Source organism: Colwellia chukchiensis, from assembly GCF_002104455.1.
Taxonomy (GTDB): Bacteria; Pseudomonadota; Gammaproteobacteria; order Enterobacterales; family Alteromonadaceae; genus Cognaticolwellia; species Cognaticolwellia chukchiensis.
Genome location: NZ_NBOC01000001.1, coordinates 750,980 through 771,947 on the forward strand (window position 1 = coordinate 750,980; position 20,968 = coordinate 771,947).

General features: G+C 40.4%; 18 protein-coding genes. 13 read left to right on the plus strand and 5 right to left on the minus strand.

What is annotated here, in order from left to right; all coding sequences use genetic code 11:
- Positions 1 to 595 precede the first annotated feature (595 nt).
- The 12 genes from murJ to B6K83_RS03440 all read left to right on the plus strand — a co-directional run bounded on the left by murJ (position 596) and on the right by B6K83_RS03440 (position 14,872).
- Entirely contained in the window at positions 596 to 2,182 is a 1,587-nt protein-coding gene (murJ, locus tag B6K83_RS03385) for a murein biosynthesis integral membrane protein MurJ (protein ID WP_085283201.1), read from the plus strand.
- 126 nt (positions 2,183 to 2,308) lie between these two features.
- Positions 2,309 to 3,250 carry a bifunctional riboflavin kinase/FAD synthetase gene (ribF, locus tag B6K83_RS03390; protein ID WP_085283203.1) on the plus strand — a complete coding sequence of 314 codons (942 nt, stop codon included), beginning with the start codon at positions 2,309 to 2,311 and terminating at the stop codon, positions 3,248 to 3,250.
- A gap of 85 nt (positions 3,251 to 3,335) precedes the next feature.
- Entirely contained in the window at positions 3,336 to 6,173 is a 2,838-nt protein-coding gene (gene ileS / locus B6K83_RS03395) for an isoleucine--tRNA ligase (RefSeq protein WP_085283205.1), read from the plus strand.
- 126 nt (positions 6,174 to 6,299) lie between these two features.
- The gene (gene lspA, locus B6K83_RS03400; protein ID WP_085283207.1) at positions 6,300 to 6,812 is read left to right on the plus strand and encodes a signal peptidase II; all 513 of its coding nucleotides are present in this window, start codon (positions 6,300 to 6,302) and stop codon (positions 6,810 to 6,812) included.
- A 13-nt stretch (positions 6,813 to 6,825) separates the two neighbouring features.
- Complete coding sequence (gene fkpB / locus B6K83_RS03405; protein WP_085283209.1) at positions 6,826 to 7,257, plus strand: FKBP-type peptidyl-prolyl cis-trans isomerase; 432 nt, start codon at positions 6,826 to 6,828, stop codon at positions 7,255 to 7,257.
- Positions 7,258 to 7,276: 19 nt separating this feature from the next.
- Positions 7,277 to 8,206 carry a 4-hydroxy-3-methylbut-2-enyl diphosphate reductase gene (gene ispH / locus B6K83_RS03410; RefSeq protein ID WP_085283211.1) on the plus strand — a complete coding sequence of 310 codons (930 nt, stop codon included), beginning with the start codon at positions 7,277 to 7,279 and terminating at the stop codon, positions 8,204 to 8,206.
- Positions 8,207 to 8,520: 314 nt separating this feature from the next.
- The gene (pilV, locus tag B6K83_RS03415; RefSeq protein WP_139175473.1) at positions 8,521 to 9,084 is read left to right on the plus strand and encodes a type IV pilus modification protein PilV; all 564 of its coding nucleotides are present in this window, start codon (positions 8,521 to 8,523) and stop codon (positions 9,082 to 9,084) included.
- Between the two features lies 1 nt (position 9,085).
- Positions 9,086 to 10,042, plus strand: coding sequence for a PilW family protein (locus tag B6K83_RS03420; RefSeq protein WP_085283215.1), 957 nt, complete (start codon positions 9,086 to 9,088; stop codon positions 10,040 to 10,042).
- Complete coding sequence (locus tag B6K83_RS03425) at positions 10,036 to 10,563, plus strand: pilus assembly PilX family protein (protein WP_085283217.1); 528 nt, start codon at positions 10,036 to 10,038, stop codon at positions 10,561 to 10,563. Before B6K83_RS03420 ends, B6K83_RS03425 begins: the two co-directional genes overlap by 7 nt.
- A gap of 33 nt (positions 10,564 to 10,596) precedes the next feature.
- Positions 10,597 to 14,133, plus strand: coding sequence for a pilus assembly protein (locus B6K83_RS03430; RefSeq protein ID WP_085283219.1), 3,537 nt, complete (start codon positions 10,597 to 10,599; stop codon positions 14,131 to 14,133).
- Positions 14,133 to 14,540 (plus strand): type IV pilin protein, encoded by a 408-nt coding sequence (locus B6K83_RS03435; RefSeq protein WP_085283221.1) that lies wholly within the window; start codon positions 14,133 to 14,135, stop codon positions 14,538 to 14,540. The genes B6K83_RS03430 and B6K83_RS03435 overlap by 1 nt, the downstream gene beginning before the upstream one ends.
- A 14-nt stretch (positions 14,541 to 14,554) precedes the next feature.
- Positions 14,555 to 14,872 carry a TapY2 family type IVa secretion system protein gene (locus B6K83_RS03440; protein ID WP_085283223.1) on the plus strand — a complete coding sequence of 106 codons (318 nt, stop codon included), beginning with the start codon at positions 14,555 to 14,557 and terminating at the stop codon, positions 14,870 to 14,872.
- 76 nt (positions 14,873 to 14,948) lie between these two features.
- On the opposite strand, the gene B6K83_RS03445 is transcribed toward B6K83_RS03440, so the two are convergent.
- From B6K83_RS03445 to nadE, 3 genes are all read right to left on the minus strand, one after another.
- Entirely contained in the window at positions 14,949 to 15,539 is a 591-nt protein-coding gene (locus B6K83_RS03445) for a GspH/FimT family pseudopilin (protein WP_085283225.1), read from the minus strand.
- Positions 15,540 to 15,933: 394 nt separating this feature from the next.
- Positions 15,934 to 16,494, minus strand: coding sequence for a GspH/FimT family pseudopilin (locus B6K83_RS03450; RefSeq protein WP_158088313.1), 561 nt, complete (start codon positions 16,492 to 16,494; stop codon positions 15,934 to 15,936).
- Positions 16,495 to 16,576: 82 nt separating this feature from the next.
- On the minus strand, positions 16,577 to 17,419 hold the full coding sequence (gene nadE, locus B6K83_RS03455) for an ammonia-dependent NAD(+) synthetase (RefSeq protein WP_085283229.1): 843 nt from the start codon (positions 17,417 to 17,419) through the stop codon (positions 16,577 to 16,579).
- A 217-nt stretch (positions 17,420 to 17,636) separates the two neighbouring features.
- Here nadE and glnB point away from each other — a divergent pair, with 217 nt between their 5' ends.
- The gene (gene glnB / locus B6K83_RS03460; RefSeq protein ID WP_085283231.1) at positions 17,637 to 17,975 is read left to right on the plus strand and encodes a nitrogen regulatory protein P-II; all 339 of its coding nucleotides are present in this window, start codon (positions 17,637 to 17,639) and stop codon (positions 17,973 to 17,975) included.
- Between the two features lie 329 nt (positions 17,976 to 18,304).
- Here the strand turns inward: glnB and B6K83_RS03465 are convergent, their stop codons facing one another.
- Both B6K83_RS03465 and B6K83_RS03470 read right to left on the minus strand, forming a co-directional pair.
- Positions 18,305 to 19,522 (minus strand): response regulator, encoded by a 1,218-nt coding sequence (locus tag B6K83_RS03465; protein WP_085283233.1) that lies wholly within the window; start codon positions 19,520 to 19,522, stop codon positions 18,305 to 18,307.
- Between the two features lie 530 nt (positions 19,523 to 20,052).
- On the minus strand, positions 20,053 to 20,817 hold the full coding sequence (locus B6K83_RS03470) for an outer membrane protein assembly factor BamD (protein ID WP_085283235.1): 765 nt from the start codon (positions 20,815 to 20,817) through the stop codon (positions 20,053 to 20,055).
- Between the last annotated feature and the right edge of the window lie 151 nt (positions 20,818 to 20,968).

Genomic DNA, 20,968 nt, shown 5'->3' on the forward strand with positions numbered 1-20,968 from the left:
GACGAAATATGCCTGTTTTTAACTGGTTTGTCAAATAGTTTACCGCTTTAATTTGACCGTCCGAGTGATAACCCGTTTCTGTAAATAAACCAATGTGCGCATTCTAAAGTTTTTCAAGGTAACTTGGAAGTAAAACTACGGTATTTATGTGATTAAAGGTTGTTTATTAATTTATAAAAGCCGCATAATACGCGACTGTGGTTATTGCTTGGTGGTGATAAGCAGCCGTCGATAAGTGGATTGATTTAGCTATTTTATTATGCACCTTTTACTTTTGCTCTTGTAGTGTGGCCTTTATTGAACGCGCTGTTGCTACGATATCTCGCAACGGATTATCACATATAGCGATGTTCAGTACTTAGCTAATTAGAGTAACCAATGTCATTTACTCAAGTCGCAAAGTAATAGCTACGCAATAATAGTGTCTTAGCGTTGGAGCTATTTTATCGATTGTCTGCGTTTGTTGAGCAAAGTGCTGCAGCAATATAACCTAGATAATAAAAAATCGTGTTGATAAAAGTCTATCGTTTAAAGTTACCCCGCAGCTTCACGACACTAAACACATTGGCAAATACGAATAAAAGGGTTGTTTTGTTTGAGTAAGAAGTTAATTAAGTCAGGTATAATTGTCAGTGCTATGACGCTAGTTTCTCGTGTACTTGGCTTAGTGCGTGATATTGTTATTGCCAATATTATGGGGGCGGGTGCATCAGCTGATGTGTTCTTTTTCGCCAATAAAATTCCGAATTTTTTACGGCGCTTATTCGCCGAAGGTGCTTTTGCTCAGGCTTTTGTGCCGGTGTTAAGCGAATACCACACGCAAGATGAGTTACATACCCGTAATCAAACCCGCAAGCTAATTGCTCAAGTGTCGGGCACTTTAGGAGTGGTGGTGAGTTTAGTCACTTTGTTTGGCATGATAGCATCACCATTATTCGTTGCCATTTTTGGTTTTGGTTGGTTTGTTGATTGGTTAAATGGCGGCCCCGACAGTGCCAAGTTTGATTTGGCCGGAACTTTGTTAAAAATTACCTTCCCGTATTTATGGTTTGTGAGTTTTACCGCGTTATCAGGTGCCATTTTAAATACCTATGGCCGCTTTGCTGTGTCAGCCTTTACCCCAGTTTTATTAAATGTAGGTATTATTGCTTGTGCTATTTATTTAGCGCCTATGATGGAAAATCCTGCTTTTGCGCTTGCTTGGGGCGTTTTCCTTGGTGGTTTTTTACAATTTGTTTTTCAATTACCGTTTTTGTATCGCGCAGGAGCCTTAGTTAAGCCCAAGTGGGCGTGGCATTCGGCTGGCGTCACTAAGATACGAAAATTAATTATTCCGGCATTGTTTGGTGTTTCTGTTACGCAAATTAATTTACTGCTTGATACGTTAATCGCCAGTATGTTGATCACTGGCTCTATTAGTTGGCTTTATTATGCTGATCGACTACTGGAGTTTCCTTTGGGGTTGTTTGGTATTGGTATTGCCACTGTGATATTGCCCAGCTTAGCTAAGTTGCACAGCAAAAAAGACACGGAAGAATTTAGTGACACTATCGATTGGGGGCTTAGAGTCGTATCTTTATTTGGTTGGCCTGCCTTGGCTGGGTTAATGGTATTGGCGCAACCCATTATCATGGTGTTGTTTATGCGTGGTGAGTTTACTGAGTATGAAGTTTTACAAGTTTCTTATGCCTTGTTTGCTTATCTTGCCGGTTTACTTAGCTTTATGTTTATTAAAGTATTAGCGCCAGGCTATTATGCGCGTCAAGATACCAAAACACCGGTGAAAATAGCCATTAAGGCGATGGTGGCGAATATGGTGTTTAACCTGATGTTAGCGCCTTTTTTTGGTTATGTGGGACTCGCGATTGCAACAACCTTGTCGGCAACATTAAACGCTATGATGCTTTATCATGGGCTTAAATCTAATCATATCTTTCAACTCACAGCCAAAACCTATTGGTTTATGGCACGGCTTATGCTATCGGCTGCGTTGATGGCGTGCATTGTTTATTATTTATCTCCAAGCTTTGATGCTTGGTTATTACTCAGTTTTTCAGCGCAAGTTCTACAGCTATTAATTTGTATCATTTGTGGCGTGGTTAGTTATGTATTTTGCTTGATGTTATTTGGCATTCGCGTAAGTGACATTAAAGTCACAAAAAAAACACATGATAAAGACTAGATATTTCGCAAAAATAACCATGCTAAGGGCTGATTCTTATAGTCGACTAAGATATAATTTATCGGTTTTTTTTCTTTCATGGTTTAGTCAGTAGCATAGCGCTATTCGCAGTAAGGTTTTTAATTCATGCATTTAACACGTGGCATTCATAATATGCGCATAAGCGCCGACAAAAGTCGTCGAGGTTGTGTGTTAACTATAGGTAATTTTGATGGCGTACATTTAGGGCATCAGCAGGTTATTTTAGCTTTAGTTGCTAAAGCTAAAAAGTTAAATTGCGAGGCCGCGGTGTTAGTTTTTGAGCCGCAACCACAAGAGCTATTTGCTCCGGATACAGCACCTGCTCGATTATGTCGGTTGCGAGATAAGTATGTATTGTTAAAAAACTTAGGCATAGATAGATTAATTTGTATCAATTTTAATAAAAAGTTTGCTAGTCTAAGCGCCGAAACCTTTATTGAAGAGTTATTAGTAAAACGGTTAGCGATAAAGCACCTGATAGTAGGGGATGACTTTCATTTCGGTAAAAATCGCCAAGGTAACTTTGCCATGTTAAAAGCGGCTGGAGAAAAATTTAATTTTTCGGTCACGGATACGGCAAGTCATAAGTTGGCTGGTTGTCGCGTTAGCAGTACCGCAATTAGAAAGTCGTTAGAACAAGATGATTTAGATGCCGCTCAAGCCATGCTTGGTCGGCCTTATTCTATTATCGGTAAAGTATTTCATGGTGATAAGCGAGGCCGAGAAATGGGCTTTCCTACCGCCAACGTAAGATTAAAGCGTCGTGTTTCGCCGGTGTCTGGTGTTTATGCGGTGCAGGTTAATAGTCAGTTTGGGCAACATTATGGTGTGGCTAATATTGGCTCGCGACCAACCATTGCCGGTATTCGGCAACAGTTAGAAGTACATATTTTTGATTTTGATGATGATTTGTATGGTGAGGTTATTGAGGTCGTGATGCTGAAAAAACTGCGTAGCGAACAAAAATTTAATTCACTAGCAGAGTTAACCGAGCAAATTGCGCGGGATACCGCACAAGCTCGAACCTTTGTGCAAGGCATCGCTTGATAGCAAGCACCTTAAAAAACAAGCAAGATAACTAAACCAGTAAATGTAACAATATTAGTGACTACGACAACGGATATTAATTTTAATGAGTGATTACAAACATACCCTAAATTTGCCAGCGACTTCTTTTGCGATGAAAGGAAATATGGCAAATCGTGAACCGAATATGCTGAAAGAGTGGGCCTCTAAAGACTTATACGGTCAGATTCGTGCTGCAAAAAAAGGTAAAAAATCATTCATTTTGCATGACGGTCCTCCGTATGCCAATGGTGATATTCATATCGGACACTCAGTCAATAAAATACTCAAAGACATTATTATTAAGGCCAAGACCTTATCAGACTTTAATGCGCCTTATGTGCCGGGTTGGGATTGTCACGGTTTACCTATTGAATTAATGGTAGAGAAAAAGGTTGGTAAACCCGGCCATAAAGTTTCTGCCAGTGTTTTTAGGGAAAAGTGTCGAGAATATGCCGCTAAGCAAGTGAGTGCTCAACGTGAAGATTTTAAACGCTTAGGTGTTTTTGCGGATTGGGATAAGCCTTATCGGACCATGGATTTTGATACCGAAGCCAATATTATTCGCGCTTTAGGAAAAATTGCTGAAAATGGTCACTTGCATCAAGGTTTTAAACCTGTGCATTGGTGTACCGATTGTGGCTCATCGCTTGCAGAAGCGGAAGTGGAATACAAAGATAAACAGTCGCCCGCCATTGATGTTAAATTTACTTTTGTTGATGACAGTGTTGTTGATAAATTTAACCACCCTGATAACCATGCGGGTGAAGGCAAAGTGTCGGCCATTATCTGGACAACAACACCTTGGACCTTGCCAGCAAACCGTGCGGTTGCCCTTCATGCCGATGTTGAATATACCTTAGTGCAATGTGATAGCGAGCACGGCAAAGAACGCTTTATTTTGGCGTCGGATTTGGTTACTGCTTGTATGGATCGCTTTGGTATTAGCAAATATCATAGCTTAGGCTTTTGTAAAGGCCGAGATTTAGAGTTGTTGCAATTACAGCACCCCTTTTATGACTTTACTGTGCCGGTTATCTTAGGTGAGCATGTAACCACAGACTCAGGTACGGGTTGTGTACATACCGCACCAGGTCACGGTGTAGAAGATTTTGATGTTGGTAAGTTATATAACTTAGAAGTGGCTAATCCGGTTGGCGCGAATGGTGTCTACCTAGAAACAACTGAGCTATTTGCCGGTCAACATGTTTTTAAAGCGAATGCCAATGTCGTAGAAACCTTAAAAGCGCAGGGCACTTTAGTGCACCACCATGCCTTAGAGCATTCATATCCACATTGCTGGCGCCATAAAACGCCGTTGATTTTCCGTGCCACCCCTCAGTGGTTTATTAGCATGGATAATAAAGGCCTGCGCCAAGACTCGTTACATGAAATAGAAAATACGCAATGGATCCCTGATTGGGGGCAACGCCGAATAGAGTCTATGGTGGAAGGTCGCCCAGACTGGTGTATATCGCGTCAGCGTACTTGGGGCGTGCCTATGGCATTGTTTATCCATCAAGATACAGGTGCCTTGCATCCCCGTAGCATTGAATTAATTGAGCTGGTAGCGAAACGTGTCGAAGAAAAAGGCATTCAAGCTTGGTTTGACCTAGATGCGAGCGAATTAATCGGTGATGATGCTAAAGAATATGTAAAAGTTGCTGATACGTTAGATGTGTGGTTTGACTCTGGTACCACGCATTATTCAGTTGTTAATGCTCGTGAAGAGTTTGACTCTATTGCGGACTTATACCTTGAAGGCTCAGATCAACACCGCGGTTGGTTTATGTCTTCGATGATTTCATCTGTGGCCATGAATGGCAAAGCGCCTTATAAGCAAGTCTTGACGCATGGTTTTGTAGTGGATGCAAAAGGCCACAAAATGTCGAAATCACTTGGTAATGTGATTACGCCAAAAGAAATCACTAATACCTTAGGCGCTGATATTTTGCGCTTATGGACTGCGTCGGTAAATTACACACAAGAAATTACCGCTGGTGACGAAATCTTTAAACGTCAAGCCGATGCCTATCGCCGTATTCGCAATACTTCGCGCTTTTTGTTAGCGAACTTAAATGGCTTTGATCCCAAAACAGACTCAATTGCTTTTGATGACATGGTGGCACTTGATCGCTGGGTTGTTGATAAAGCTGCACAGTTGCAAACCGAAATAATTACTGCCTACGATGAATATGAATTTCATGTTGTGGTGCATAAATTAATGAATTTCTGTACAACAGAGCTAGGTGGCTTTTACTTAGATATTATTAAAGATCGCCAATACACTGCCAAAGAAGACAGTGTGGCACGTCGCTCATGTCAAAGTGCAATGTATATTATTGCTGAAGCTATGACACGTTGGATGGCGCCGATTTTATCCTTTACCGCGCAAGAAATTTGGCAAGCACTACCAACGCCAGCTAGTGGAGAGCGAGAAGCGTTTGTTTTTACAGGCGTTTGGTTTGATGGCTTACCCAGTGCGGCAACGACAAGTGAGTTAAGCAATGATTATTGGAATAGTATTTTATTAGTGCGCGCAGAAGTAAATAAAGCGTTAGAAAATGCCCGTAAAGAAAAACAAGTGGGCAAAGCACTTGAAGCGGCCGTTACTTTATATGCCACCGCTGATGTTGCAAAGAACTTACAACAACTTGGTGATGAATTGCGTTTTGTTTTAATTACTTCGCAAGCCAATGTCGAGGTAGTTGAAGCGGCACCAGCAGATGCGTTAACGACAGAAATTGACGGGCTATGGCTAACGGTCGCGCCTGCTGATGGGGTTAAGTGCGACAGGTGCTGGCATGTAACGCAAGACATAGGTAAGAACGAACAGCACCCAGAGTTGTGTGGTCGCTGTATTAGCAACGTTGATGGTGCCGGTGAAACTCGCCAATTCGCCTAGTAAACACTGATTAACAAGTAATTAAATTGAAAACGTGTAGCGCTGTTAAGGTCTACACGTTTTCTGTTATAGGAATTAGGCAGATTTAAGTCTAATCGTGAGAGATTTAAGAGAATTTGTTGGTTTATGAAAAATTTATTTAGCGAAACAGGGTTACGTTGGTGGTGGTTAACTTTAATTTTTTTATTGGCTGATCAAGTCACTAAACAATTAATTGCCAATAATATGGATTTATACCAGTCAATTAATATTTTGCCATTTTTCAACTTAACTTATGTGCATAATCCTGGCGCCGCTTTTAGTTTTTTGGCGGATCAAGGCGGTTGGCAACGTTGGTTTTTTAGCGCTATTGCCGCCATTGCCAGTGTTGTATTTATGGTATGGTTGGCAAAAACGCCAAAGCAGCAAGTACTATTATCGGTGGCATTTTCGTTTATGCTTAGTGGTGCGCTAGGCAACCTTATCGATCGCGTATTATTTGGCTACGTTATTGATTTTTTAGATTTTTACGGCTTCGGCTACCATTTTCCAGCGTTTAATATTGCCGATTCGATGATTTTTATCGGTGCAGCGCTGATGATCATTGACTCATTCAAAAATGGCGAAACCAACGAAAATAAACAAAACACAAAGGCTTAAAAGAGATTTATTTATGACAAATTTAGTAACCGAGCGCTCTGAAATTATTGCTCATATAACCATGAAACTTGCTGATGGTTCAGCTGCAGATAGCACCAAGGTTAATAAAAAGCCGGCAAAAATTATTATGGGTGATGCGAGTATTTCACCAGCATTTGAAGCACAGTTAATCGGAATGTCGGCTGGAGAGAGTAAAGAGTTTACGCTAGCACCAGCAGACGCCTTTGGCGAGCCGTTACCTGAAAATATTCATTATATGGATATCAGTAAGTTTAGTGATGACGCGCCAGCGAAAGTGGGTAACATCATTACTTTTAGCCAACCTGGTGGAGAACTTCCAGGTATGATAAAAGATGTCACAGGTAATTCAGTCACCATTGATTTTAATCACCCATTGGCGGGACAAGCCGTTACCTTTGTCATTGACGTTATTGAAGTCAAGTAAGTAGAAAGTCGAGTAAATTATGGAAATTATTTTAGCGAATCCACGTGGTTTTTGTGCTGGTGTAGATAGAGCCATTAGTATTGTTGATAGAGCGCTTGATCTATTTGAAGCTCCTATCTATGTACGCCATGAAGTGGTACATAATAAGTTCGTCGTTAATGGTTTAAAAGAGCGCGGTGCGGTATTCGTCGATGAGCTATGTGAAGTCCCTGACGAGAGTACGGTTATTTTTAGCGCCCACGGAGTATCTAAAGCGGTGCGCAATGAAGCTAAACAACGAGGGCTGAAAGTATTTGATGCCACTTGTCCATTGGTCACCAAAGTACATATGGAAGTTTCGCGCACCAGTCGAAAAGGCGTTGAGTGTATTTTAATAGGACATGCTGGACACCCTGAAGTTGAAGGCACCATGGGGCAATATGAAAGTGCAGAAGGCGGCATTTATTTAGTTGAGTCAGTGCAAGATGTTGCCACGTTAAAAATCAAAAACCCAGAAAAACTCTATTATTGCAGCCAGACAACGTTATCGGTAGATGATACCAGTGAAGTAATTGACGCCTTGAAAGAGAAATTTCCACTCATTCAAGGGCCGCGTAAAGATGATATTTGTTATGCAACCCAAAACCGACAAGATGCGGTTCGATCAATTGCCCAACAAGTGGATTTGTTACTAGTTGTAGGTGCAAAAAATAGCTCAAACTCAAACCGATTACGAGAGTTAGCAGAAAAAATTGGCACCACATCATATTTAATCGATACTGCCGCTGATATCGATACTTCATGGCTGTCAGGCGTAAAAAAAGTGGGGGTTACTGCCGGTGCCTCTGCGCCAGCGATTTTAGTTCAGCAGGTGATTGAAGCGCTTAAAAGCTTAGGTGGCCGTGAGGTTGTCGAGTATCCTGGACGCGAAGAAAATACCGTATTTGCGGTACCGATAGAATTACGCTAACCTAAAGTAATACCGATTGTCACACGAGTTGTGTTGTTTAAAGACAGAGTTTGCTAGTGGCACATTAATATTAGTCAGTTGTACAAGTAGTTTTTAGTTAAGGAAGATTACAAGTTATAACAATTTAAGGTATGGGTTAATGCTGTTCACCATAGTGATTTTTAACACATATAAGCGTTTGAGGGGTAGTTGTTGTGCTAAACACTACCCTGAGACTTCTGCGCATCAAATAATAAATTCCTTTCTGTTTAATTTTTCAGCTATAGTATCAAAAACCAATCTTTACTTATTCTTATTTAAATGGAGATTAGATATTGAATAATTCATTATCCACTCCCAAGTACCGCAAGTTTGCCAGTAATAGAGGAATGACCTTTATTGAGGTGTTAGTTGCGGTATTTATCTTAGTTACCGGAATTTTAGGTGCCGTTGCAATGCAAGCGTCAGCTAAAAAAGGCAGTTTTGACGCCATGCAGCGCTCCGTCGCATCGGCGTTGGCCCAAGATATAATTGAACGTATGCGCAGTAATGATGTGGCGAATCTCGCCAGCTATAATGGCACAGATTATGGCGTAAAACTTGACCCAGTACCTGCAAATCGTTGTAACACGCTAGGTAATTTATGTACTGCAGCAGAAATCGTTACTAATGACTTATATGAGTGGGAAATGTCGTTAATGGGTGCTGATGTCGTCAATAGTGGCAACAATGTTGCCGGACTAACCGGTGTGGTGGGGTGTATTAGTGTAGCAACTAATGCGGTTACTGTCGTTGTGAGTTGGCAAGGGCGCACGGAAATAGCCGATGCAAAAAAAGATAGTTGTGGTACAGCAAATACTAAAAGGCGGCAATTAATGGTAAAGGCATTTATTAACTAATATGAAAAAGCAACGCGGTTATACTTTAATTGAAATCTTTATCTCCCTTGCGATTGGCGTAGCCTTATTTGCAGGCGTGCTCAGTGTCTTTGTTGGTATGAAAACGACCACGAGTGAAACAGCAACTTATGGTGAGCTGCAAGAGAATGGACGTTTTGCCCTGAGTGTATTAAGTGAGGATTTGCTACGTCAAGGGTTTTGGGGCGATTACACAGGCACTTTAGATCGCTCGATGTTAAGTGCCGTGCCGGGAGCTCCTGGTAATGAGTGCGTTGGTGAAGGTTTAAATAATGGTACATTTCCCAATGCAATAGGGCATTTTCGCACATTATGGGGGCAAACCGTAGCAAACCAATCTATGATGGGCTGTATCACGGATGCGAAGCTTGGTTCAGATCTTATCCAGTTTAAGCGGGCTATTTCTAACCCACTGGCTGCTAGCAGCAACAATAATTATTATATTATTGCTAATTTAGCAGAAGCTGAAATATTTACCGGTACTACGATACCATCGTTGCCTAATAGCCAACTTTGGGAGTATCAACATCATATCTACTATATACGAGAAGAAGCGCAAGGTGCGAATGTTGTGCCGGTATTAATGCAAGGTCGTTTAACAAATAAGATGACATTTGATCCCATAATTGATGGGATTGAAATGATCCGCTTTATGTATGGCATAGACACAGACGCACCAGGCACAACAGGGTATGGCACGGTCAATACTTTTGTACCAGCAAATAACATGACGATTACGCAGTGGGATCATGCCAATAATAATAGAATTTTAGCGGTTCGTATTTATGTGTTAGCTCGCAGTATTTTGCCCGATAACAAGTATACCAACACTAATACCTATAACTTAGGGGGATTAGCGTTAACATTTAATGATAACTATCGCCGGCTTTTATTTAATTCAACGGTCAATTTATACAATGCAGGGGTTGACTCATGGTAATGCCACATAAGCGAGTACAAACACGAGTTAAAAGTGTTGCAAAGAAAAAGCAACAAAGCGGCGTAGTGTTAATTGTGTCACTGGTTTTTCTTATTGCACTTACCGCCGTTGCGGCAGCATTAATGCAAAATACAACCACGGATATGAAAATGTCAGGGGCGAGTGAAGAAAAGGTCATTGCCACACAAGAGGCGATAAGTGCCAGTGATGAAGTGATTTTTAGGCAAGTTAATGGTGGGGTTGGTAACAATGCCTTTGCTTTGCCTTTAGTGAGGTTTCCTGTAGTGGTGACCGGCACATTAAGTAAAACCAATCTAGAGAAAAACACCGTGGCAAGCATAGATATTGCCAATAACATACTTGAGCTCGAAGCTGATTGCCCCCACTCCCGCTCAGCATCATCGACACAAGTTTTTACTTGTAATGTTTTACGCGTGCAAGTGAACCGAGAATATGGACGAAAAAACACCAATAATGTAGTCGTAAATACTGGCATAGCTCAGCAACTTCTACGAAACTAAACTTGGTGTTTCAGCTAGAGACTGGAGTAAACAATGAAAAAATATATAGTGTTAACGCTTTTACTCATCGTATCACTATCTTCTTTTAGTGAAGATATTGAATTGTATATCAGTGAGGCCGTAAAGCGCGCTGGTAATAAAACCCAAGTACTGATTATATTTGATAACTCCGGCAGTATGAGTACTCAGCTTTCAGTTAATGAAGATTATGACCCTACCAAGACCTACCCCGCGCTAGGAAATGATAACTCTTTAAATGAGCGATTTATTTACTTTACTAAAGGCGGTATCGACGGTGTAGGCTTACCGGTACCTGATAAAAATAATGAATCGCGTCGCTTTTTAGACGCAATCAATAGCTGTGAAACCGCGCGAAAAATATTAAATGAAACCGGGTTTTATACCGGGCATATTCGAGAATATAGCATTAAAGGAAACTCAGGTAGCTGGAATGAAATACCGGATAATAATGGTGCTAATATTGAAGTTATTGACTGTGAAGATGATGTGCTTTTAAAAGATCCCACCAATGTTCCGTCTTTATTACCAGGCTTTCCAGTCAATTATTTAGGCACTAAAAAGGTGCCCATCTATCATACTCCAGTGCATTTAAGCTCTAATGTAGATTGGTCAGGACAGCTTGTTACCTTATATACAGATAATTATTTGCGCTGGCACCATGGTGAGTCGGTTGCTCAAACATTAAAAAGCCGTTTGCAAGTTGCCCAAGACAGTATTACTAAAGTGGTTAAATCTGCACCATCTATTGATTTTGGTTTGCAGGTGTTTAATTTTAATGATGGTGATGCCGCGTCAGATCCAAATGGCGGTCGAGTTGTGTTTGGCATTAAAAGTATGACAGATGCCAATGAAACCGCGCTGTTAGATATAGTAAATAATGATCTTGATGCGGAAACGTGGACGCCATTATGTGAAACACTTTATGAAGCACAGCAGTACTTTTCGGGTAAAAGTATAGATTTTGGTGATGATGATGAAAGTCAGAGCAATTGGTATACGAAAAATACTCCGCCTCGAGATACGAGTATTGAAAGCAATGGTAAGTATATCAGTCCTTTTAGCGCTTGTAGTAATAAAGCGTTTGTTATTTTAATCACAGATGGTGAGCCAACATACGATAATGGTGCCGATAGTAAGATTGCAGCGCTTTCCACCGTTGAAGATGGCAAAACAGTGAATTTTAGTGGCACAAAATTTGCGGGAAATTACTTAGCGGCGGTTGCAGAGTGGATGTATGAAAATGATATCAATACCAGCCTCGAAGGCAAACAAACCGTAGAAACCTATACCATAGGTTTTAGTGAAGGCGCTGATGATGCAGCGCCGTTATTAAAACAAACCGCTAAACTCGGCGGTGGTAAATATTACCGTGCTAAAGACAGTGTACAACTGACCGCAGCCTTACTGAATGCCTTAGCTAATTTAGAACCAAGTAATGACAGTTTAACCTCGGCGTCTGTTGCTGCTAATAACTTTGACCGAACCGAAACTTTAAACTCTGTGTATTACGCCATGTTTCAGCCAGACAATGGCCCGCGTTGGCAAGGGAACCTTAAAAAATACAAAGTAGAGAATAGTGTTCAAGTAGGCAAGCACGGTAAGCCCGCACTTAATCAAGCTAACGGCCACTTTTCTGAAGATGTTACCAGCTTTTGGTCTACAGATAATGCTAAAGATGGTGACTCAGTGGCCAAAGGTGGTGTTGCTGAAATGCTGCGTAAGAAAAATAACCGTGTCATTTATAGTGATATAGGCACGGGTGATGCTTTAGCACTATTAACAAAATCACAAGCAGAAACCTCGTTTGGAGGTAGTGATGAACTTGCGGCCGAGTTAGGTGTTCATGTTGATGATGTTGACGATCATTTAGATTGGGCGATCGGTAAAAATGTTGACAAGGTTAAAATAGAAGATGACAGCGTCCCGACTATTCGACCAGATGTGTTTGGGGATCCGTTACACTCTAAGCCGTTAGTGATTAATTATGGTACCAGTATTCGTATAGTCATCGGCACCAATGCTGGTGTCTTGCATATGTTTGAAGATAAAGGTGACACTGTTGATGAGAACTGGGCTTTTATGCCTAAAGAGTTCTTCAAAAATATAAAACCTTTAAGAGATAATTACTCAACCGCGGATAAAATCTATGGTGTCGATGGCAGTATTACGTCACACATTCAGGATAAAAATGGTGATGGTATTATCAATGGCACCGATAAAGTATGGATATTTTTTGGTTTACGACGCGGCGGAAGCTCATATTATGCATTAGATATTAGTGATCCGAGTACCCCAAGTAAACTATGGCATATAGACTCATCGACCACTGGCTTTAGCGAGCTTGGCCAGTCATGGTCTCAACCTAAAGTTGGCTATTCCAAAGCCAATGTGAGTGGCGCGGGCGCAACGGCAGTTGCTGCACCCGTGCTATTTTTTGGTGGGGGCTATGATGCTAATAAAGACGCTTTAGGGCCCGGAACAGCAGATAGCAAAGGTCGTGCTATTTACATGGTCGACGCAGCTACCGGCGTATTAAAGTGGAGCTTAGCACCAGCAAATGCGAGTACAAGCTTTAGCGGAACTGATAGTATCCCATCAAGTATTGGCTTACTTGATAGTGACGGGGACGGACTAACTGACAGATTGTATGTAGGTGACACTGGCGGTAATGTTTGGCGAGTTGACATGCCCGATAAAGATCCTGGCGATGCTAATGACCCATGGACTGTTTTTAAACTTGCTAACCTAGGCGGGACAACTAATAGTACAGATTTACGCTTTTTTAATGAACCGTCTATTGTTCGAACCTTTATTACTGAAACAATTGAAACTAAAGTCACGGATAAAAATGGTAAAACAACAACTGTGGTTAGCCAACAAGAAAAGCCATATGATGCCGTTTTGTTAGGCAGTGGTGATCGCTCTAACCCCATAGGTATTGATACCAATGATAGCTTTTTTATGATCAAAGATGAGCTTATCAAAACCCAGTCGTTTTATAGTAATACTGCACCGTTAATGCCAACAGCACTAGTAAAATCAGACCTGTATGACTACACCAATAACCCGTTTGGACAAACGTTAAGTAAACAACAGCGTGAAACTTTAGCATTAGCGGTGAGTAAAAAGTCTGGTTGGTATATTGACCTTAATGGTGCAGGTGAAAAAAGCACAGCGGAAGCAATAGTCATAAATGGCGTTGCATTTTTCACCACTTTTATACCACCTAACTTAGCCCCTAACGCTGCTAATTGTGTCCAACCTAACGGCTTAGGCTCATTGTATGCTGTTGATTTAACGTTAGGTACAGCGGTGTACAATTGGAAGAAAAACAATGGTAATGGTAATGGTAATGGTGATGGCCCACCCGATGATGCCACCAGACGCACAGATATCAATGAGCAGTTTTTAGGTGCTCCAACATTAATCGTTGTGCCCGACGCTAACGGTGACACTATTGGTAATATTATTGTTGGCAGGGAAGTGGTTAATGCACCATTTACGCTGCAAACCATGCGCACTTATTTATATATTGACGAGGAGCAGTAATGGTCAAGGCGAATAAATTTAGCGGCTTTACTTTAGTAGAGCTGCTAATAACGGTTGCTATAGTTGCAATATTAGCATCGGTGGCACTTCCGGCCTATACAGATTTTGTCGCACGCTCAAATCGCACTGAAGCACAACGCGAGTTACTCAGAATTGCCAATTTGCAAGAGCAGTATTATGTTGATACTCGCTCATATGCTAATGACCTGACAAAATTGGGCTTAAATAAAAACCCTTTTATCACAGAAAAAGGTTATTACAGTATTGCCGTGAAGCTTGAAAATGGCGGCTTTGTTTTAACAGCCACAGCACTTGAACCACAAAAGTCAAATGATAGTAGTTGCCCAACCTTATCAGTCAGCGAAACTGGGAAAAAGTTGCCGGCAACACTATGTTGGGAAAAATAAACAGGAGTAATAGTATGAATGTCAAAATGTTGCTTTTCACGCTCTGTGTCGTTGTTAGTTCGATGGCTAGTGCTGCTGATAAGAGTAAGCAAAGCAAAAAAATTGATGTCAAATGCCATGTTGAGTTGTACGGTGGTTTAGAAAGTATTTATTTTGCCTCTGTACCTGAAAATAAACTTAATAAGCTTGATGTTAGCTTGTCTAATCGAAAAATAGCGACAGTTTATAGCAAACAAAAGCAGCAAGTATACCGTGTCTTTGAGTGCGCTAAGCTAACGGAAGCGTTTAGCTCTGCGAAGGCGAGAAATTTATTTGCAAAATACCCACGCTAAAACGTAAATAAGTTGCTGGCATCAAATAGTTAAATATAGTTAAATGCGCTCTGCATTTAGCCAGCAACTCTGCCTTTTAACATGATACGACCGTGCCACTCCTGTTATTGTCTTTGCCGTCGTTATTGCTGTCAGACGTGGCGTACACACGACCCGAAAGAGAAATCTCGACGCCGCGTGATAAGTCACTATAGCCTTTGGGGCAATAACTAAACTTACCGTTTCCACCAGATACCAAACGTCCAGTGGGAGAAAAAATGATGATGTTTTGACTAAACTTTAAGGTATCATTTTCGGAGATTTTGCTTTTTACTTTTATCAACTCTTCATTGGCACTATCAAAGGCTTTATTGTTGGCGAGGGTACTGGCATTATTTGTAAATACACTCAACTCTTGTTGCCAATCAGTACTGCAAGTTGTGCCCTTTAATGGACAAACGGTAACATTTTTCCCGCTATTAATAGCGCTATTTCTTGCCGCTAACAATAGCCTATGTATTTCGCTTACTTCGTTGTCAACTCGGGACTGAACGATAAATTGATTCAAGCTCGGACTAGCAATTGCGACTAGTAAGCCGACAATGGCAATACCAATAAGTAATTCGGTAATGGTAAAGCCCTTAACAATAGGGTTAAGCTGTTGCTTTTGTAAGGATAATTTAAACATAACTGCTGCGAATGTTAAAAATTGATGCTTCAGTTATATCATTGTTGTTTTAAATCAGCCAGTAAAATTGCGTTGCCGCCTTGAGTACCACTCGTTAGCTCACCTTTTATAGCTAATGCAAGCTCTTGAGAGTGTGATAAACTTAACGGCTGTTCTGCGTAGGTATCTATCAACTTAAAATTAATATGCAACTTTTTAGTTTGTTGTAAAAATTTCTGCGCTCAAGGGGGCAATCTTATTGATTTTATTGCCCTTTAAAAAACAGCTTTGTACGATGTTTTTGTCAGTTGTCAGTTGTCAGTTGTCAGAGCAATAAAACAGTAAAATTTTGACCTTTACGTTTTGCCCTTGCCTTGATATACAACCACGCATTACCCGTTGTTACTGTATGCGGCTAATAGCATTTTATTTTAGCGCCTGTACGCTTACGATCGCCTTTATTTTTATGGTTTTCGCTGACATAGGCGCGGCCAGAAGTATGAACAATAATGCCACGGCTTTTACTGCTATGATCAGCAGGGCAATAAGAAAACGTCGCATTTTGCCCCCAGCCAGACAAGTGACCTGTTGCCGCATAAGTTAGGCCAATACGCGTTTTGCCGTATTGTAATTTATCACCAACTTTTATCGCGGCTTTTTGAGCAACTAATTGTTCGTTTAATGCCGGTTCATATTTTTTATTATTATTACTGTCGGTAAAAACACTTAGCTCGTTATGCCATAGGTTTTTACACTCCCCCTGGCTATTTAAAGGGCATAATGTAACGCGGGTATTTTTTGTTAAGGCGCTATTACGCGCCGTTAAAATGAGTCGGTGTAGACTATAGATTTCATTGTCGACACGAATATTGACTAAAAAGCTGTTAAGACTAGGAATACCAATAGCGAGCAAACTTAACAGTATTGCTAACGCCACTAGTACTTCAATAATTGTAAAACCAGCATACTTTGCCATAGCAACCATTCCTTAGTTGAAGAGACATCCAATGTAATGCTAGGTATAGTCAATAATTAGCAAACTTTCCAAATATTAGCGGCTAATTTTCATATATGGTTGGCACAGGCCGGCGCTTATGTTGGGTTTTCAAATAGATAGCGATTATTTTATCTTCCACAGATTTATCGGTATTTCGTCCCTCTAAAAAATCATCTAGTTGCTGGTAACTTAAACCTAACGCCTCTTCATCTTTTTTACTCGGTGCTAATTCTTCTAAATCAGCGGTGGGGGCTTTTTCTATTAGTTGCAAAGGCGCACCTAATGTACGAGTCAGTAGTTGCACTTGGCGTTTTGATAAACCAAATAATGGTGCTAAGTCACAAGCACCATCTCCCCATTTAGTAAAAAATCCGGTTACGTTTTCAGCCGAATGATCTGTGCCTAAGACTAAACCGCCCACTATACCAGCAATATGGTACTGTAGGGTCATTCGACTACGGGCTTTAACATTTCCTTTAGAGAAGTCTACTTGAGCTGCGGTAGCAGATAAAAGTTCAGCGTTTTGTAATGCGTTGATGGTTTCATTATGTATCCCTTGTACAGCACGATAAATATTGGTGCTAATACTCTGACTAGGTTTGATAAATTCAAGCGCCAATTGTGCATCCGCCTCATCAGCTTGCACATCATAAGGAAGCCTAACAGCAATAAATTGATATTGCTGCGCTGTAGCTTTTGACTCGGCATTTAGCTCATCTATGGCAAGTTGGGCTAAGCGCCCACACAGTGTTGAGTCAACACCGCCGCTAATACCTAAAACTAAGCAGTTAAGCCCTGAGTTTTTTAGCGTTTTCTTGATAAAATTGACCCGACGCTTAATTTCAAATTCTGCATCTATTTCCGGTAATACTTTCATTTCATCAATTATTAATTGCGCATCCATCGATTGTCCTTTGAGTCGCTAGTGGTTATTTCGGTTACTTGTTCTGGCTGTGTTTTCAGCGAGGTGTTTTAGTGTAGCAAACTCTCGCTATGATTAGAATTAGCCTGACGCTACAGCACAAAGCTAATACTGTGTACAATGGCTTGAAGTTAGGTGGTTAAGTAGATGATAATATCAAAATGATATTGAGGCAGAAATCAAGCAATAGGCTGTAATAATGAAAAAAATAGAAGCGATAATAAAACCTTTTAAAATGGATGATGTCCGTGAAGCCCTTGGAGAAATAGGGGTGACGGGTATGACAGTCTCTGAAGTAAAGGGCTTTGGCCGACAAAAAGGTCATACTGAGCTTTACCGAGGTGCAGAATATATGGTCGATTTTTTGCCGAAAGTAAAGCTGGAGATTGTGGTTAAAAAAGAGCATGTGGAACGTTGTGTCAACACCATACTAGAAACCGCACAAACGGGTAAAATTGGTGACGGTAAAATTTTTATTACCGACGTTGAACGTGTTATTCGTATTCGTACTGGCGAAGAAGACGAAGAAGCGATTTAAAAACTGATCAGGCTTGTGAGTAGCCGTGCAGCTAACAAACACCATTTAGTAACCTAGTAGTCGTCTAGTAATACTAATATAAGCGCATAAAGGTTCATAAAGCCTACCCGTACGGTATGTTTTTTTAGCAGACTAGTGCCTAATTCACTTAAAAATAATGGTGCTGAAAATATCTTGCCCTTTAATAGCTGGCCTGCTCACTAGCACCCTTAGAGCAAAGTCAAACAGGCCCACCGTTTTTAAGGCAATGATAGGTGCACGATAGCAATACAGCACTTAATCAAGCGAAAAAGTAAAAAACACCCGTCATGATAGTGGAATTGTTTAAATCATTTTGACTTTTTAGTAACAGAAATTTTTAACTTTTCGCATATAGCAAGGAATATCTCTTGCCGAAGCGGCTTAACAATATAGTTTTTAGCACCACGATTTAAACAGTCAAGCGCCGTTTTCTTTTGTCGATTGGCTGTTAACATAACAGCATGTGTAGTTTTATTTTTTGTGTCCTGCTTTATCTGATCCAAAATATAAGCACCATTAGTGTCGGGTAAATTGATATCGATAAAAACCAAGTCGTATTGTTTTGTTTTTAGACAAGCTAATGCACGCCGACCTGTAAATGCAGTGTCTAAATCTATGTTATATAAAGTTAATATTTCCGTGGTTAGATGGATGCTAATCGGATCGTCTTCAACTAAGAGTACTTTTACTTTTTTTGCCGCTTTTGGAATGTCGACATTTTGTGAGTTTAGCTGTAGCTCTTGAAATTTATTATAAGTTTTTGCTTCTAAACCTGTAGGTGGTGTGCTTTCAGTTATTGTTGATGAGAAGATGTCTTTGCTATCTTGCACCACTGTTTGCAGTAGGTTTAGTGCTTTTGATTGCAACTTTAATAGTTCAGGCCTAATTTCATCAGACTTTATTTTAGCTAATGTTTGCTTGAGTTTTTCCAAGTCTAATGATGCTGATTGGTGCTTTTGTATTTTCTCTGCAGCATTGTCTAATGCTTTTTCAATTGTAGTCACTGAGCTTTCTAACTCATCTTTCATTTGCTCCTTGCGCTCAAGCCCTTTAGCGAGTAATGCTCTGACATCGTCACTGTATTTTTCAGCGCGATAAATATACTCCAAACCGGGCTTTTCTTTTTTGGCAAACCCCAGCTCAGTTAATAGCTGCTCGCATATTAATATCGGGCGATGTATTTCGTACAAAGGTCGTGCAACTAAATAATCGTCAATTATGCCATTGCGATAGGCATTGTAGGCTTCGGCTTCATCAAACCGAGACACCAAAGAGACAAAAAAATGTTCGCATAATTTATCGTCTGTAACCTTGTCTAAGGCGCTGTAAAATACCGATAGGCTATCTTGAAACTGTGCCGTTGATACAAGGATCACTTTAGGCGTACTCTCTTTTAAATGCTCGACAATGCCTTCAATATTGCCGACCACGGCAGGTTTTTGATTGTGTTTAGTGAGTGTGCTGATCAGTAATTTATCGGCATCTCTATCTTCAGAAAACAATATGACCTGACTTACATCGACCATGGATAATATATTCCTTATTAACCTTAAGCACTAAAATCAAAAACCTAGTACTTAATGTGCTATCTGTATCTCTTGTCAAAAGAGGCTTTACTATGTTGAAGCTATAAGCGCTAATGAAGTCAATCAATGTTTTATATTTACAGCTAGGTGTGACAAAACGCACAGTAATAAATCGTGTTATGGGCATTAACTGGGCGATACCCTTAGCGCCTGTAATTAAACATTTTACTCAACCCTTATTGTAGGTATACCCCACAATTAAGGTAAAGCTGATCCTGATAAATAACGCAAATTTCATGGTTAAGATCAATAGTTGCAACGGCAAAGTTAAACTTAGGTTAGCAAGCTGTGCGTTATTTGGGGGATAGTGAATTTTTAAATCAGATAAGGTTTAATAATAGCTTGATAATTGATGTTAAATTAGTCATCTAGTTGTGTAACGTTGCAGACTAATAAAACAAAACGCCAGATAGTGAGACAATATCTGGCGTCAAGGTAGCTACTCAAGTTTGCAGTTGAGTTTTAGCTAACTACTTTGTGATCAAGGGGTTGTTCGGGTAATTCGCGGCAAGCACTTGTTTGGCGTTAACGCGCAAATCATCTAAGCCTAAGGCTTGATAGCAGGCGATCATTATTTCTAATGCAGCCTCAGTTTCAGGGCTAGGAGAGAAATACTCAACAATATACTTGCCGCGATTAGCCGCAGAAATATAAGCTTCACGCGTTAAATAATAGCGCGCTACGGCTAATTCATATTTTGCCAAGCGTGATTTTATTGCAATCATGCGTTGACGAGCATCTGCGGCATATTTACTGTTCGGATATTTTTCAATAACTATTTTTAAGTCATTAAATGCATCGCGTGCTGCGGTTGGGTCACGATCAGAGCGGTCAATGCCAGCTAAGTCTTGGAATAAGTTTTCTTGGGTCGCAATATTTATGAGTGCACGCATATAGTATACATAGTCGGCGTTGGCGTGTTCAGGGTTTAAACGTAAAAATCTATCGGTAAGTGCTATGCCTTGTGCTGCGTCACCACTTTTATAATAAGCATAAATTAAATCTAATTGCACTTGATGAGATATAGGCCCATAGGGGAAACGCGAGTCTATGGCCGACAATATTTGAATCGCTTTTCGATATAAACCATTGTCTAATGATTCACGTGCGTCGGCAAATAATGCTTGTGCTGACCGATCTGGTACTTTTTGAATATCTTTTTCGCTTGTTCCTGAACAGCCTGCTAATCCTAGCATCAGTGCTAAGCACATTACTTTAATTGTCACGTTTTCCATAGACTTCAATATCACTACTTTGTTTTAGTTAAAAAAAATTAATATCTGCTTTGCCATAATTACTTAATGTAATTACACCAGCAAAGAGGTAAAATAAGCACTGGCATTCTAACCTAGCAAGCATGCCTTGCACAGTGCTAATTAATAGAGA